This window comes from Butyrivibrio sp. INlla14 (assembly GCF_900102515.1).
In the GTDB taxonomy this organism is placed as follows: Bacteria; Bacillota; Clostridia; order Lachnospirales; family Lachnospiraceae; genus Butyrivibrio.
In genome coordinates this window covers 65,992-81,251 of sequence record NZ_FMVS01000007.1, presented here as the reverse complement: position 1 = coordinate 81,251, position 15,260 = coordinate 65,992, and the positions used below count along the sequence as shown (strand labels likewise).

The following is a 15,260-nucleotide window of genomic DNA, read 5'->3' as shown; positions in this document are numbered from 1 at the left end:
TTTCATATCCTATTGTATCTTTAATATCATAATGCTATTATAGACTATGCGATTTGGTATGTTTAACATATCATCTGAAAAACACTACTTGACGGCGCCAACTGTTCTTGTGGTGTTTTTCTATTATAATAGGACTCTATCCAGCCTTTTATAATAGTTGCTTTTTCTTCATCGTCACACACTATGCACGCACCGTTACATCTGACAGCCTGTAGTAGCCGCAGAATATAATAGTCCCTTACGCATAATGAATCATTCATTGGTATGTAATCAATCAGGACTCCCGAACATTTACACCTTTCCGCACTGTCCTTGACTATATTTTTTTCTTCTTTGAACAGCTCAGTCAAAGCCACTATTGCTTTTCTCTGTGCGTCACATTTAAGTATAACCTCAGGAACAGACTCGGGTATTGGTCTTCCATCCCAGTATGACCCATACAATTTGTAAGTGCTCTTCATATACCCACCTCCTATAGGTCAATGGCCATGCCTGTACCATATTCAATTGCTTTATCAGAAAACTCTATCAGTTTCTGAATTACCTCATGATATTCTGATGGAATCATGCTTTTATCCATTTTTTTCAGGTAATCCTTCAACGCCTTACATTTATCTGCACTGATAAAATCGTAATCCCCATCATCCAAAAGCGTGTCGCACTCGGCATTTATACCATCAATGACATTATCAAGAAGCCATTCGTTTTCTTCAAAGCCAAACTGATAGCTTTCTACTCTTTCAGCTGGTTCCATTGACAAGTCATATATTGGACCATATTTCTTCATTCCATCAAGTGTTTTAGCTAAATATAGTTCCATATCACATTTCACTCCTTTTATAAATCTTAAAATGTGTTTCTTCATTGGTTCCAGGAGTCCCATCAAGCTTAACATATTTCTTTGTCTTCCTATCCATAATACGCAAATATCCCGATGGCATATCAACTTTCACAATGTATCGCGATCCCACAAATTCATATTTCACGCCTCGCGGACTACCTTTAGCCCCTGGAGTAAACTGTTTAACTATGTCATTAAGGTTAACACTGTTCTTTTTCCAGTTATTATTAAACTTCGCCTCTCGTACTTTACTCTTATAATACCGGATTGCATCCATCATAGAGCCATGTATCATAACGCGGGCGTAAAAGCGAGCCGCAGTAGAATATCTTGATTTACTATCAGCCATGGTGCACCTCCTTACAGAGTCTATGAAAATCTTTATAAACCCTATAGTTTATGCCCATCGCATCTAGCTGATGCTCTGCTACAGAATCATGCTTCCCATATATAATCAGCTTTTCCGGCAAAAGCACCAGTATTTTTTCCAAGTAAGTGAAATCATCTTCAGCAGCAAGATTGTTACACCCCAGGAAACCTGATGCTGCCATTGTTCCAGCAGGCATATTTCGAAATACATCCGAAGCACTTTGGCCTCCAGTTCTTGTATTAAGAATTATTTTTACACCATTAACTGCTAACACCGCTAAAAAAAGCTGATTCAGAAGAAGGATTGCACGTTGCCATTCTTGATCCATGTCGTCAGTAACAGTTACATCTATGCCCACGACACCCATGAATTGCTTATACTCTTCAATCTCATCCATAACTTTTCTTAAACGTGGATATAAATGATGATCTTTGTCAAAGAAGCATAGCACGGTTTTCTTCTTATTCGTGACCCTTCTATTTTTTCTTTGCGAAAAGGGGATTATCAGTTCTGGCCACTCGTCCAAAAACATCTCCTGTCTGAATATAGGAAAACCATCTTTATCAAAGCATATATCCGTTCCAGCCAGATAATGATATAGTTTGTCAATAACAACAAACAAATCCATGATATTGCGAATCTGCATAATCAGACCCTCCTTTAAGATTATTTCGAGGATATGATCTGCAAACACATTACGATTTGGTATGTTTAGCACATCATCCTCTGTTTCATTATTCAGTTTCTATGCAACACGTACAAGCTGCGAATAGCGCCAACAATCCGCCTTGCACACCAATCTAATCACTCATATCTTTCACCACCTCCTCCTAGTATCAAGCCAACTATAACGTTCCTTCTGCATATCCATCTCTTCATCATAAAAGAAGCTATTAAAACGCTCCACCCGCCTCCTCGGAGCAATCTTATCCAGAAAGGCAAGATTACGTTCGATAATAATATCATCAAACATCTTCTCTGAGCGGTTCCGCCACTCATAATTATTCTTGGCAAGCGTATTCTTTCTTCTTTGAGCTGCATCTTCAGAAACGCCAAAGGACTTTATGATATAGTCAACGTCAGTTTTATACCCTCTGTTGTTACACTCTCTCAGCAACTGTTCCGGCATAAGAAGTTGTGCTGAAAAACAGTTTGCCTCTACTTCCTGGACTCCATATAATGGATTTTCTTTCTTAAGATTCATATCATGTTCCAGGAGCATATGTCCTAATTCATGTCCTATCGAGAATCTCACCCTATATTTTTCTTCTTGCTCGTTGAAAAAAATAATGTGAGCTCCCATATATTCCTCTAAATGCGCAGATTCACTTCCAAAGTCTTTTATAGGAATTTTATATTTTTCCTGTGCTTTCTTGAACGAACAAACTTGTACATCTGCCTGCTCCATAGCCAATTGTTTTACACTATAAGGGAATGTATCAATAGTTCTTGTGACCACAAGTATTTCATTTGCAAGCATATATACGCGCTTGAAGTCCGGTTTTCTAGATGTCATCTTCATCCTCCTCGTCATCGTCAAAGATGTCCATAAACACAGCCTTCAGCATACCTTCAGCCTTTTCTAAATCTTTGTCATTTAATTTCCCAAGATTTCTCTGCAAAGAATTTAGTCTCTTATTAGAGGGATCTTGTGCATCGGTATTGTCATTTCCGATAAGATAATCTGTAGTAACTCCAAAGTAATGTGCCAGTTCAATCAATGTCTTGCTACGCGGAAGAGTGCCACCATTCTCCCACATATTAACTCTACTTTTTGTAACATCCAGCGCTTTAGCGAGCTCGTCCATGCTAATACCTTTGCCCTGCCTCAACTGTTTTACGCGGGTAGAAAAAACACTATTTGCCATTACTCAACCTTCTTTCATGTGCATTTAAATTGTTTATACAGTTTTATTGTACTTTCTTCGTTTCTGAATGTCAATATCATAAATCAACATATAGTTGTCTCTGATAATCATATCCCAAGAATTTGTATCAATTACTATACGTATCAAATGACTGTGTTCCCCATCAGACTCTTTTTCCATAGCTGATAGTACTTAATAATCCTTCTCAGTTCTTATTTTTGAAATGTTATAATCATTATAAGGAATAAGCGCATTAGACCATATAAGGAGATCAATGAACTATATAATCCACACAACCAAAACTGCCACTTCCAAATTCATACCTGAAGATTATTTCCCCGCCATTGTGGAATTCTCTGATGAGGAGTTGAACAATCATTTCATAGAATATAACTACAAAGACAGTGATATGTTCGAATTATCCGTCCATCCTAAGACACATTTCGCAATTCTCCTTAAAGCTCAAGTAGTCTGTACAAATTACTATTCCTGTTTCAATGAAATAATTTCGCCATCAATAGTAATGTCTCTTAGTAATCCCAGAGCCTCATCGAGCTTTGCATAAATCGCATCACCTATACGCGTAAAGCCAAGCTGATTAACAAGCGCCCTGTATAGACCGTCTTTTTCCGCTGTGTAATTCTGCTTAAGCAATACATGTAATCCTGCCGCCAGCTCCTCAGGAGCAATATACTTTACATCGCGCTTTACTCCCGGAACACGGAGCATAAACTTATTCTGATCGGATAAGTACAGGAATCCATTTCTACGTATGATTCCATTTCTATCGCAGCCTCTCATGTCCATAGTAAACTGCTGTCTTACAACACTGGTCACTTTTTCACGTCCATATATAAAGCATATACGCTTAAGAAGATACTCCTCTGACACAGGAGCTTCTATCTCCAGAATGTTCTTAACATACAGCTGATTGCCGTAAAGATGACTGTTCCTCAGACTATATACATCAGCTTCTACATATTCTGGAAAAGCCAAGTGCTTAGGGGCAATAGTTTTCTCAAAGACAACCGGCGCTTCCTCTTCTTTTTTAGCTTCTTCTGCTTTTACATATCTTCCAAGATGAATAGCCTCTGTTGCCGCCTTTAATAGCCTTTCCTTTTCAACAGCTGTATTTCTGAACCAGTCTGTGGACCAAATACGATAGAATCTCCATCCCATCCGCTCAAGGATTTCTTGACGGAGTCTGTCTCTATCCCTGGCATTTTTAGATGAATGATAGGTTGCACCATCACATTCAATTGCAAGAACATAATCTGAGCTGTTAGGCTTCTTAAGACCGATATCAATTCTGAAGCCACTACATCCAACCTGCATATCAACAGTAAAACCATGATTTCTGAGGAAATCACAGACATCCATCTCGAACTCAGAATCGAACTGTTCAAAGGGATTAACAGAAATGGATCTTTCAAGTGCTACATCACCATTTTCCGCATAATCAAGGTATTCTCTAAGTAGCCTTGCACCTTCTGCAGAAGTACGGCTAAGATCGATGTCAGTAGCATGCATTGATGAAACAAGCTGCACATTGTCCTTTGCACGAGTAACAGCAACGTTAAGTCTGCGCTCACCGCCCGCTCTATTCAAAGGTCCAAAATTATGTAGCAGCCTTCCCTGTGAATCCATGCCATATGCAACGCTGAAGATGATTGTGTCTCTCTCATCACCCTGTACTGTTTCAAGATTCTTTACAAAGAAAGGCTCCTTTGTCGCGTCATCACGCTTAAAGAACCACTCTTTAGAGGAATCTTCCTGCCTTCTCTTAGAAAGAAGTCTTTCAATCAGATCCTGCTGTGCCACGCTAAATGCCACTACTCCAAGGCTTCGTTTCGGATGCTGATCAATGTTTCTATAAATAAGGTCTACTATAAATTCCGCTTCTTTCCTGTTAGTATGGCTCTTCCTGTCAAAAAGTCCGTCCACATGGTAATAATCCACTCCAATACCTTCATGGTCTATTGTTGATGAAGGGAATGTTACCAGCGTATTATCATAGAAATTCTTATTTGAGAATGTTATCAGCTGCTCATATCTACTTCTGTAATGCCACTTCAAACGAAGCTGCGGAAGGGATGTGGAGCAGAGATCCAGAATAGACTCGAAATCTGTTACATCTCCAGTCTCCTCATCATCGTCATCAATCTCTACCGATGAATTAAAGAAGTTACTTGGCGGCATCTGCTTTGAATCACCCACAACGATAAGTTGCTTCGCCCTGTAAATCGCACCAATCGCATCCTGTGGAAATATCTGTGATGCCTCATCAAATACTACCGTGTCAAAAGAAATACTATTTTCACTAAGGAAAGTGCTAACGCTAAGCGGAGACATAAGGAAACAAGGCTTGATTACCTGCACTACATCCGCAGTCTCTGCAAGAAGCTTTCTTATACTCTTCTGTTTACGTTTCTTTTCTCCCTCACGAAGCAATATAGAAACAGCGCTTCCTCCAGCCATCATATCCAAAGAAGGACGCTTTGCTGAAAGCTCTGCCTTGATCTGTGCTTTGCTGATTTCAAATTGCAACCTGTCTTTCTCAGAAAACTGCTCAACTGCCCTATCCTGAGCAATACGTGTAAAGTTAGCAAACACAGGCTTCTCAAAAATAACATGGTTAATCCACTGCTTATAAAACAGCCTCTGATATGATGCAGCAATCTGATTTTTATCTACATGATTATCAACAGCGCAATCAATAAATGCCTTCAGATCTCTTTCTTCAAGCTGCTTTAAAAGGATGTAGAACCTTACCCAGTTTTCTACCTTATCTATGGAATCCATGCACTGCTGCACTTTTGAAAGAAGCGTAGATAATGACATCGCATCAAAAGATACATAGTCGGTATCAAAATCATTTTGCAATTCGGTCAGAACATGCTTAAATGTCCCAAGAGCGCCAGCCAGTGTATTGGCATGATTACTAAATCCTGCTTTAGCTGCAGCAAATGTTTCATCGGACATATTGGCAATGCTTCCACAGCTATAGTCGTTCTCAAAGCAGATTCTAATAATCTCTAATTCAGAGTTGAGCTGGTTCCAATTAGTATCTGGGCTGACAACTTCCAAATCAAGCAATCCATCTATCTTACTCTTTTCACCATCAAACTGCCCCATAAGACTCTGATAATCCATAAGAGCCTTCATGCATTCCTGCGCAACAGCATAGCTTGGCTTCTTCCCAGCCCTTGATGCAAGTCGTAAATCTGATACTATGCTCTTGTACTCAGCATTGAATAGTCTTGAAAAGAATCCCGAATAAAGCTTTGTCAGCTTATTGTAATAATCCTGCCCATCTATCTTATAAATGTTTTCTTCAAATGATTCGTCTAAGCGCTGCCTAATAGGTAAAATTTGACTACTGAGTTCTGCCATGAACTTCGTTGTCCCAATCAGTTCGTTTATCCTCTCTGCCAAAAGAGCTCCTGGTCTTAAAAACTGTGTAGAAGACAAAACATTAAGCAGTTGTATATATCTTTCCACGCCGAAAATAGTATCCATTTTTACTGAATACTCTTCTTCACAGGTATCTGCTTTTGAAATCAGATCCTTTAAACCGGTAATTATGACCTGAATGTCCTGCTTAAGCTTATTCTGAGCTTCATAGGAACTGTTTTGACTTTTATAGCCATACCATTCATTTTTCCTATAGTCCTCTCCTATTGTCGGAACATACTCTTCATATTGTCCCAGAAGATTTACAGCTTCATTAAGATAAGCTTCATCTTTCTTGGCAATATCATTTAATACCAGTTCTAGATCAGGCGCATTTCTATGTGCAGAATGAGCATCATAGAGCTGATACATGGACTTATTGATTACCGGTATAGGCTTATGTAATTCCTCTGCGTAAGCATCAAGCTGTTCCTGCAGCTTGGCTTTTGCCTGAACTTCCCTATCTGCTCGGGATGAAACTGCACTCCTGTCTGCTCTTAATGTTTTACAAAGCTCTGCAATAACCTCTTTCTTACTCGATTTGTAACTATGGAGCTCCAGACAAAATTCTTCCAGTCCAGCCTGCTTTAACTTGTCATAAACAACACTCAAAGCTGCGAGCTTTTCTGATACAAACAGGACTTTTTTCCCATCGTGCAGGCATTCCGATATTATATTTGTAATAGTCTGACTCTTACCAGTACCGGGAGGTCCCTGTAACACAAAACTCTTGCCGGTCTTTGCCATCTCTATAGCCTCAATCTGGCTTGAGTCAGCATCCACAACGGTATGAAGATCTATAATTTCATTCTCAACACGACCAACATCTCCATCAGCCATGGAATCCTTGAAATCTACAGGCTCACCCAGAAGAAGGCGAACATTGTCATTCTTAAGTATCTTATCTGCATTGTTCATCAGATCGTGATACATATTTATCTTCAAGAACGAGAATATTCCCATCTTACACTCGGAAGTTACTTCCCAATGCAATTTGGAAACTATGCTCTGTACCTTTGTGATATATGATGATAAAAGCTCATCTTCCTCATATTCTGGGAGTTTTATTCCATACTGAGCTTCAAGAAGATAATTGAAAGTCGGATTCACAACAACATCATCTTCTGTAAGTTCGATATAATAAGGTGTTACGGACGATTCATTTTTGTGATTAATGGGGACAAGAAGTAATGGAGCCTTGTTTACAATCTCAGAATGCTCATTTTCTTTCCAGCGAACAAATCCAAATGCCAGATATGCAACATTAACACCGGTCTCTTCCAAAAAATCCCTGGCTTTTTTATCAATATTTCTGACAGCAATCATGGGATTGGGTGTCTTTGCATATACCAATACCTGATTATTCTTCCGTATTCTTGAAGAATACAACTCTACATAATCACTTTTCTTGAGCTTATCTGCAGCTACAATCTCCTGTGTCTCATCTTCTGATGTATTAGCTGAGGCTACAGCTTCCTCATCATCCTCTGTATCTGCAATCTTAGGATCATATATTTCAAATGATGATGCACTAAGGCACTTTTCATAAAAGCTCTCACCATCAGGGAATACAACCTCCGCTGTGGAAGCCTTTGTGTCTTTGAAATTTATAAGATTATTTTTCTTACCGGTATCAAGCAGTTGCTGCGCCCAACGCTCTAATTTCTTATTATCCATTCACTATCACCTTAATTGAACATTTACAAAAATACGTACTCAGATTATGTTTAAAACCGACAATACCCTAACTTACATGATAGCATTAATTTGTGCTCTTTGCCTCACAACCATCACGTCATATGACTATTTCTCTACCAAAGTTACAGTAAATAGCCACCTAAACGTAACTGTATTTCAACTTACATTTACTGCCTTCGCTGATGAAGGGTGATAAGGCAATCTAGCTCCTTAAAGAACTTTCCAATGAGTTTTTGTTCTTCTATATCTTGTGGAATAGAGAGTGTTGTCTCAAAAAAGTCTACAGGAGCTATATTTAACAATCCATGATTTCTTGCTCCCTCTGCAGCTATAGCCTGAACATCTTTGTGCCATAGCTTAGTATCGTAATATGTTACAAGATAATCTGAACAGGTTTTGCTTTCATCTAATATACTGAAAACGATGTAGAGCGTCGAAAGAACTCCCATATCATATCTATCTAAGCGTTTAATGGCTCCCCATGGAGCATCAGAAGATGTGCTCTTGTTATAAGCAAATTCTCCTTTTTTCACCAGGTAATATCCGCTAACATCCTTGCTGGCAATTCTTTTATCGAAGAATTCGTTCTGATCGATCAGTCCGTACTGGGCCGATATAGTAAGTGGAAGATCTGATTCTAAATCTTGATTTTTACGTGTGATACGTCCAGCGATTTCTCCCAACTTACGCTGTTCCCAAGAATCATACTATATAACATTGAATTTACAGTGATCGTCATGTTAATAGTTACGCTATTTCATGGGAACAGCGTAAGTTTCCTGAATTTGTAGAATTCTATAATGGATTAACTTACACACCGGGAGATGTTCAAGAATCTGGCACATTGGTTTTACGATCCTCTAACGTTAAAAACGGAGAAATTGCAGATGCCGATAACGTATATGTAAATCCTGAAATAGCTACATCTGAAAATGTTAGAAAAGGCGACATTATAGTAGTTGTTAGAAATGGCTCTCGTGCTCTCATCGGCAAACACGCAGAAATAAAGGAAAGTATGCCTAATACTGTCATTGGAGCATTCATGACAGGAATTCGCTCTGAACATTCTTCATTTGTAAATGCCCTTTTGGGAACATCTCAATTTGAAAAAGAAATTGAAAAAAATATGGGAGCAACCATAAATCAGATTACAGGTTATATGTTCTCAAAAATGGAATTTATGATCCCAGGGGATGAAGAGCAGGAGGCTATTGGAAAGTATTTTAAAGAGCTCGACAACCTTATCACCCTTCATCAGCGAATGCTATTTCTAAGCAGAAATTCTTTCTATGCTTTATCTACTCCAACTGCTATCTCTTGGGAACAGCGTAAGTTCTCTTTGGTCTTTGAGGGATTGCAGAATAATACCCTGTCGAGAGCAGAATTGAACTACGAAAGCGGTACAGTAAAGAATGTGCATTATGGCGATGTGCTGATAAAGTTTGGAGACTATATTGATGCCTGCAAAACAGAGTTGCCATGCATATCCGACGATGCTAAAGCCGATAAGTTTAAGAACTCTTTTTTGCAAGATGGGGACATTATAATCGCAGATACAGCAGAAGATGATACTGTTGGCAAATGTACAGAAATAAAGGGTTCCGAAGGTTTGAAGCTACTGTCAGGACTTCATACGATAGCGTGTCGTCCAAAGCAAAAATATGGTCCGATGTTCCTGGGGTACTACATCAATTCTCCTGCATATCACAACCAGTTAAAACCGTTAATGCAGGGAATAAAGGTTACTTCAATTTCAAAGTCAGCTCTCCAAGATACGGATATGATTTTGCCGAAATCTATAGATGAGCAGATTAAAATTGGAGAGTATTTTTCAAACATCGATAACCTTATCACCCTTCATCAGCGAAAGCCCTATGTCATCGAATCATATCACCAAGCTTGGGAACAGCGTAAGTTGGAAGCTGCTGTTGATTCTGTTGATACTGGTAAGAGCAAATTTGATAAAGAAGGTTCATCAGGAGAATATCCTATTCTTGGTTCAACATCAGTAATTGGGTACGATGATGAGTATGATTATGAAGGAGATTTTATCTTAACTGCTCGTGTAGGTGCGAATGCAGGAAGTCTTTATCGATATGCTGGCAAGGTGAAAATTAGTGATAATACTGTGTTTATACAAGCATCGCAGAATATAGAATTCCTCTATCACCTGCTTACTCAATTTGATATAAAGAAACTTTCATTTGGCACAGGTCAACCACTGGTTAAAGCGAGCGAACTGAAAAATTTAGAGTTGATGATGCCCAGAGATATAAATGAGCAGACGAAAATTGGGGACTATTTTAAGCAGCTCGATAACCTTATCACCCTTCATCGGCGTGCATCACAACAACCAAAAAGGAGGACTTACAAATGGATACAACGACAGCCAACAGTAAGACCATGTTGTTTTGTGATTACTATAAACAGTGGATTACTGTCTACAAAGAAGGAGCCATTCGTCCTGTCACTATGAGCAAGTACAATATGGCGCATCATTGGCTCGAAAAGCTCATACCAGAGCTTATTGTATGTGATTTAGATAGAATCACGTATCAGAAGCTTCTCAACGACTATGCTCAAGACCATGAGCGTCAGACAACCATGGACTTTCATCACCACCTGAAATGTGCCATCCTTGATGCTGTTGACGAAGGCTTGATTCAACACGATCCAACACGCAAAGCCATCATTAAAGGAAAACAGCCCGGTGAAAAGAAACTTAAATACTTGAATCAGTATGAGCTTCACAAAGTTATTGATGATTTAAATCTTGGTAGTGAGATCAATTACGATTGGCTTATATTGCTTATAGCCAAGACTGGGATGAGGTTCTCTGAGGCATTAGGCCTGACACCAAAGGATTTTGATTTTCCTCACCAGCAGGTATCTGTTTCAAAAACATGGGATTACAAAGGAAATGGCGGTTTTCTTGCCACTAAGAATCAATCCTCTGTCAGAAAAATTCCCATCGACTGGAAGACTGTGATTCAATTTGCAGAATTACTCAAGGGTCTACCCGAAGATGATCCAATATTTGTCCAGGGAAAGGTCTATAACTCCACAGTCAACGATATATTGGCCAGGCACTGCAAAAACGCAGGTGTTCCTGTAATCTCTGTTCATGGATTAAGGCACACTCACGCTTCCATTCTGCTTTTTGCAAATGTTTCAATCGCCAGCGTGGCTCGCCGTCTTGGGCACTCCAATATCACAACTACTCAGAAGACATACATTCATATTATCAAGGAGTTGGAGAGCAAGGATATAGATATTATCATGAGAACTCTGGCAAATCTTAATTCATAACAAATAATACGCACGCCGATGATAAAAACACTTGAAGGAGAATAAGTTCTCCTTCAAGTGCCATAGAATCCTACTTCCATTCACCTGACTGCAGATCTATAAAATCCTCCAATCTTATATCTGCCGTAAAGCCTGTTCCATACTCGCCAGCCTGTGTCTGTGAGTCATATTTGAATGACACATTATAATACTTGTCATCAGAAGTTTTCTTTACCAATCCATTGTCCAGAAGAAATCTAATAACTTTTTTATGGGCATTCTGATCATCACCGTTGATGTAGAAGCAGCATACACCCTCCTTGAAATTGCCATGCTTAGCCTCAAGACATGCACCTTCCTTTATGGATTTCAAACACATATTCTTAGCGAAATCCACGTCATTATAAAAGTACATCCATTTTCCGCATACTTCCCTCTTTAGTGAATCACAATGCTCGCTAAAATAGTAAGTCCAAGATGAGTTGCTAAATGCTGCCACCCCATCCACTGCAAAGAACGATTCTTTGTTAATGCTCTTCTCATAGCTAGAGAAGTCAGACTCCAGAAGAATATCTGTACCGCCAAAGATAATAAAATCCCTTAGCATTTTATCGACACGAATTTTAACCTTAGGAATTGGCAGCTTCACTTTTTCCAGCTGTTCTACATATGCACTTATTCTCTCGAAGTACTCCTTTGCGCGGGCAATATCAACAGTCGCTTTCAAAGCATCAAATCGACCAAATTCATTGATGGTTTTCTCATTAAGATTGAGAGCCATCATATCTCTGAGCATTTGCTCATCAACCCCTATCGCTATTGCCACTTTATGAATCTGGTCATTCTTAGCTGCCTCCATGTATTCATTGATATAATCACGGAGAGTTTTCCCTTCCAGAATCTCCACGTCCCCAGTCTCTATATCATGAAGGAGAATATTGGCATATTTTTGTTCTTCAGTTGATAATGACGCAAATGTCTTATGAAGTTCCTGCTTTGCGGCCTCCCTGGCATTGCTATCACCTGTTTCGAGTGCCTTCTTATACTTGTCGAAGCGAGAGTTCATATATTCCGAGTTGATTTCTTTTGTATCTATAGTAGTAAGATACCCTTTCAGCTCATATGGTGAGTCTGGAACTATTCCTCCACCACCTCCACCAAATAATTCCTTATATCTTAATACCAATACTTTATATGTGCTCTCATCAAGTCCAAGCGTAATAACCTTATGTCCATCATCTGGACTGTCAAATTCATAAGTAAGCTTTTCCCATGTAAATCCTTGAACCTTAGCAGCTTCCAAATATTCATTAAATGCTATGAATAACTTTGCAAACTGCTTTTTTTCACTGGTCTCCGATGGAAGCTTCTCAAAATTTTCTACTCCTGCTGCCTCAAAAAGATTCTTTATCTGCAGGAAAACCGCGTTCATATTTTCAAGGTTTCTATCAAGCTTTATAGCAAACATTCCAAGAGGTTTATCGCCAGAATAGAGTTTCACCGCAGCATCAATATTGCGTTCCATTGTATATGGCGCTCTATAATACTTAATTGTTCCAAACGGTTTGTCTTCTCCAAATAGCCGGTTTGTCCTTGAAAAAGCCTGTATAATGTTCTCATATCTAAGTACTTTATCTAGATATAGCGCATTTATCCACTTGGAATCATATCCTGTAAGCATCTGATCCACTACAATCAGCATGTCAATCTGCTCTTCTGGGCTATACTCTATTCTTTCATATGGCTTTTTATGAGCAAGCCTATTCTGAATATCAGTTTTCATCTTTGCCCAAGTCGGAATAGTATATGTCTGTTTGTACCTAGCGTCATAGTCTTCTATTATCTCTACTAACGAATCTTCCTTTTCTATAGCATTCTGATCATCATTATCTATGCTTGGGTCAAACAGAGCAGTGATCTTAATAGATGGATCAGCCGCCTTGAATCTGTCATAGTACTGACATGCTTCACGTATGCTTGATGTCGCAAAAATAGCATGAAATTTACCCGCATGACTGATAGTCATCCAGTTCTCAAGTATATCAGTAACAACCATCTTCTGATGTTCTTCAGTTCGATATTGTCCGTTCTCTAAGAGATAGTCCTCTATACCACATACATATTTCCCATCATTCTCATAATATCCGGCCATGGGAACATCCTGCATGTATTTATAATAAATAGCACTTTTCTTCGGATCACTTATAGCCTCAGCAGCAGTCGCAGCTTTTGCCTTTTCTAGTGCGACTGCCTCCCTCTCCTCTTTTTCCTTAAAGGTCAGCACCTTATCTGGATCAAATCCAAGAACATTCTTATCTCTTATACCGTCTGCGATACTATATCTATGGAGTTCATCACCAAATACATCCGCTGTAGTATTACCCTTCTTCTCATTTTCAATCTGAATCGGAGTACCACTAAAGCCAAAGAACAGAGCTTTTTTAAAGGTGTGTTTCACCGTCTGCATCATATCTCCAAAAGATGATCTATGACACTCATCAACAATAAAGACAATCCTTTTATCAATAATTTTCTGTAATTCCTCAGCCTTCAGCTTAGACTCCACATCAGATTTTATATTACTCATCTTCTGGATAGATGTTACTATCAGCGTATTACTGGAATCATCGCTTTTAAGCTTGGAAATAAGAACTTCGGTATCTTCTGTTTCCTGTATAAACTCGTTGGCTTCAGCAAATCCCTTGTACTCTTTTGCACTCTGTGTTCCAAGCTCTATCCTGTCTATGAGGAACACAACTTTATCAGCATCTTTAGAATTAGCAATTAGCTGTGCTGACTTAAATGATGTGAGAGTTTTTCCACTTCCGGTTGTATGCCAGATATAACCTCCTAATTGGTCACTTTCACCCCATTTCCCCTTATGTTTTGAAACTTTATCTGAAATCTTATTCGCAGCATAATACTGATAAGATCTCATTACTTTCAACACTCCATCTGTATCATCTGCAACGGTATAAAAGCCAATCATCTGGTGTGCAAGAGGAATTGATAACAATGTTGAAGCAATCTCTTTCCAGTCATTTATTGGTTCATTATTAAAGTCTGCCCAGTGAAAATAAAAATCAGGATTAAACTTACCTTCCGGCCCTGGATTCGCATAATACTCAGTCTCTTCCGGATTCATAGCCACAAATATCTGAACCAAGGCAAAAAGCCCCGTAAACACACCCTCATGGGCGTATTTTTCAATCTGTCCCTCAGCATTAGATATCGGAACTCCGCTTTTTTTGAGTTCAACATGAATTACAGGCATACCATTTATAAGAAGTTCAAAATCTCCTCGCCTATCCGGAAATATAGATTTTCTTGCTTTAAACTTTGGCTGCCTTGCTATCTGATATCTGCTCTGTCCTGCAGCAATCTCCTGCCTGTCATATATCTTGAGAGAAACTTCTTTGCCAAAATGAGCCTTATCATCAGGATTATCTCTGGTAATTGCAACACTTCTACCGTTGATAAAACCATTAATCTTAAGCGGCGTCTTCAATAGATTTATCTGTTCAAGAATCTGCTGCATTTCACCATCTGTCAATGGATAGTCATTTAGCCTGTCTATACCTCTGTTATTCTCAAACAGAATGTCGGCCCAGTTACGAATCAGATCTTCTTCCGTTTTATATTCCAAGACCTGTTTTTCCCAGCCATATGTACTTGTGAGTAATCCTATAAGCGCATCTTCAAAATCAGCTTCATTGTTAAATGCCATATTATTTACCCCAAT

The 15,260-nt window shown here is 39.0% G+C and carries 11 protein-coding genes; 2 read left to right on the top strand and 9 right to left on the bottom strand.

Annotated elements, in window-relative coordinates; all coding sequences use genetic code 11:
• Positions 1–62 precede the first annotated feature (62 nt).
• The 8 genes from BLO53_RS05950 to BLO53_RS05915 form a co-directional block, all read right to left on the bottom strand.
• The gene (locus tag BLO53_RS05950; protein ID WP_092059702.1) at positions 63–461 is read right to left on the bottom strand and encodes a hypothetical protein; all 399 of its coding nucleotides are present in this window, start codon (positions 459–461) and stop codon (positions 63–65) included.
• 11 nt (positions 462–472) lie between these two features.
• Positions 473–820 (bottom strand): hypothetical protein, encoded by a 348-nt coding sequence (locus BLO53_RS05945; RefSeq protein WP_092059700.1) that lies wholly within the window; start codon positions 818–820, stop codon positions 473–475.
• Between the two features lies 1 nt (position 821).
• On the bottom strand, positions 822–1,190 hold the full coding sequence (locus BLO53_RS05940) for a hypothetical protein (RefSeq protein WP_092059698.1): 369 nt from the start codon (positions 1,188–1,190) through the stop codon (positions 822–824).
• Entirely contained in the window at positions 1,183–1,857 is a 675-nt protein-coding gene (locus BLO53_RS05935) for a DUF4417 domain-containing protein (protein ID WP_092059696.1), read from the bottom strand. The genes BLO53_RS05940 and BLO53_RS05935 overlap by 8 nt, the downstream gene beginning before the upstream one ends.
• A gap of 171 nt (positions 1,858–2,028) precedes the next feature.
• On the bottom strand, positions 2,029–2,691 hold the full coding sequence (locus BLO53_RS05930; RefSeq protein ID WP_176757183.1) for an ImmA/IrrE family metallo-endopeptidase: 663 nt from the start codon (positions 2,689–2,691) through the stop codon (positions 2,029–2,031).
• A 25-nt stretch (positions 2,692–2,716) separates the two neighbouring features.
• On the bottom strand, positions 2,717–3,079 hold the full coding sequence (locus BLO53_RS05925; protein WP_092059692.1) for a helix-turn-helix domain-containing protein: 363 nt from the start codon (positions 3,077–3,079) through the stop codon (positions 2,717–2,719).
• A gap of 483 nt (positions 3,080–3,562) precedes the next feature.
• On the bottom strand, positions 3,563–8,209 hold the full coding sequence (locus BLO53_RS05920; protein ID WP_092059691.1) for a DUF4011 domain-containing protein: 4,647 nt from the start codon (positions 8,207–8,209) through the stop codon (positions 3,563–3,565).
• Between the two features lie 188 nt (positions 8,210–8,397).
• Positions 8,398–8,913, bottom strand: coding sequence for a restriction endonuclease subunit S (locus tag BLO53_RS05915; protein WP_092059689.1), 516 nt, complete (start codon positions 8,911–8,913; stop codon positions 8,398–8,400).
• A 38-nt stretch (positions 8,914–8,951) separates the two neighbouring features.
• Between BLO53_RS05915 and BLO53_RS19445 the strand changes: the two genes are divergently transcribed.
• A complete protein-coding gene (locus BLO53_RS19445) occupies positions 8,952–10,706 on the top strand; it encodes a restriction endonuclease subunit S (protein WP_330388829.1) in 1,755 nt (584 codons plus the stop codon).
• Entirely contained in the window at positions 10,604–11,539 is a 936-nt protein-coding gene (locus tag BLO53_RS05900) for a site-specific integrase (RefSeq protein ID WP_092059687.1), read from the top strand. Before BLO53_RS19445 ends, BLO53_RS05900 begins: the two co-directional genes overlap by 103 nt.
• 70 nt (positions 11,540–11,609) lie before the next feature.
• Here BLO53_RS05900 and BLO53_RS05895 read toward each other — a convergent pair whose 3' ends face one another.
• Positions 11,610–15,245, bottom strand: a complete 3,636-nt coding sequence (locus BLO53_RS05895; RefSeq protein ID WP_092059685.1) for a type I restriction endonuclease subunit R — start codon at positions 15,243–15,245, stop codon at positions 11,610–11,612.
• Positions 15,246–15,260: the final 15 nt, after the last annotated feature.

Excerpts from the sequence above, each read along its gene's own strand:
- BLO53_RS05930 (WP_176757183.1), bottom strand. The coding sequence starts at position 2,691 with ATGCTTGCAAATGAAATACTTGTGGTCACAAGAACTATTGATACATTC.
- BLO53_RS05900 (WP_092059687.1), top strand. The coding sequence starts at position 10,604 with ATGGATACAACGACAGCCAACAGTAAGACCATGTTGTTTTGTGATTAC.
- BLO53_RS05945 (WP_092059700.1), bottom strand. The coding sequence starts at position 820 with ATGGAACTATATTTAGCTAAAACACTTGATGGAATGAAGAAATATGGT.
- BLO53_RS05950 (WP_092059702.1), bottom strand. The coding sequence starts at position 461 with ATGAAGAGCACTTACAAATTGTATGGGTCATACTGGGATGGAAGACCA.
- BLO53_RS05940 (WP_092059698.1), bottom strand. The coding sequence starts at position 1,190 with ATGGCTGATAGTAAATCAAGATATTCTACTGCGGCTCGCTTTTACGCC.
- BLO53_RS05920 (WP_092059691.1), bottom strand. The coding sequence starts at position 8,209 with ATGGATAATAAGAAATTAGAGCGTTGGGCGCAGCAACTGCTTGATACC.
- BLO53_RS05895 (WP_092059685.1), bottom strand. The coding sequence starts at position 15,245 with ATGGCATTTAACAATGAAGCTGATTTTGAAGATGCGCTTATAGGATTA.
- BLO53_RS05935 (WP_092059696.1), bottom strand. The coding sequence starts at position 1,857 with ATGCAGATTCGCAATATCATGGATTTGTTTGTTGTTATTGACAAACTA.
- BLO53_RS05925 (WP_092059692.1), bottom strand. The coding sequence starts at position 3,079 with ATGGCAAATAGTGTTTTTTCTACCCGCGTAAAACAGTTGAGGCAGGGC.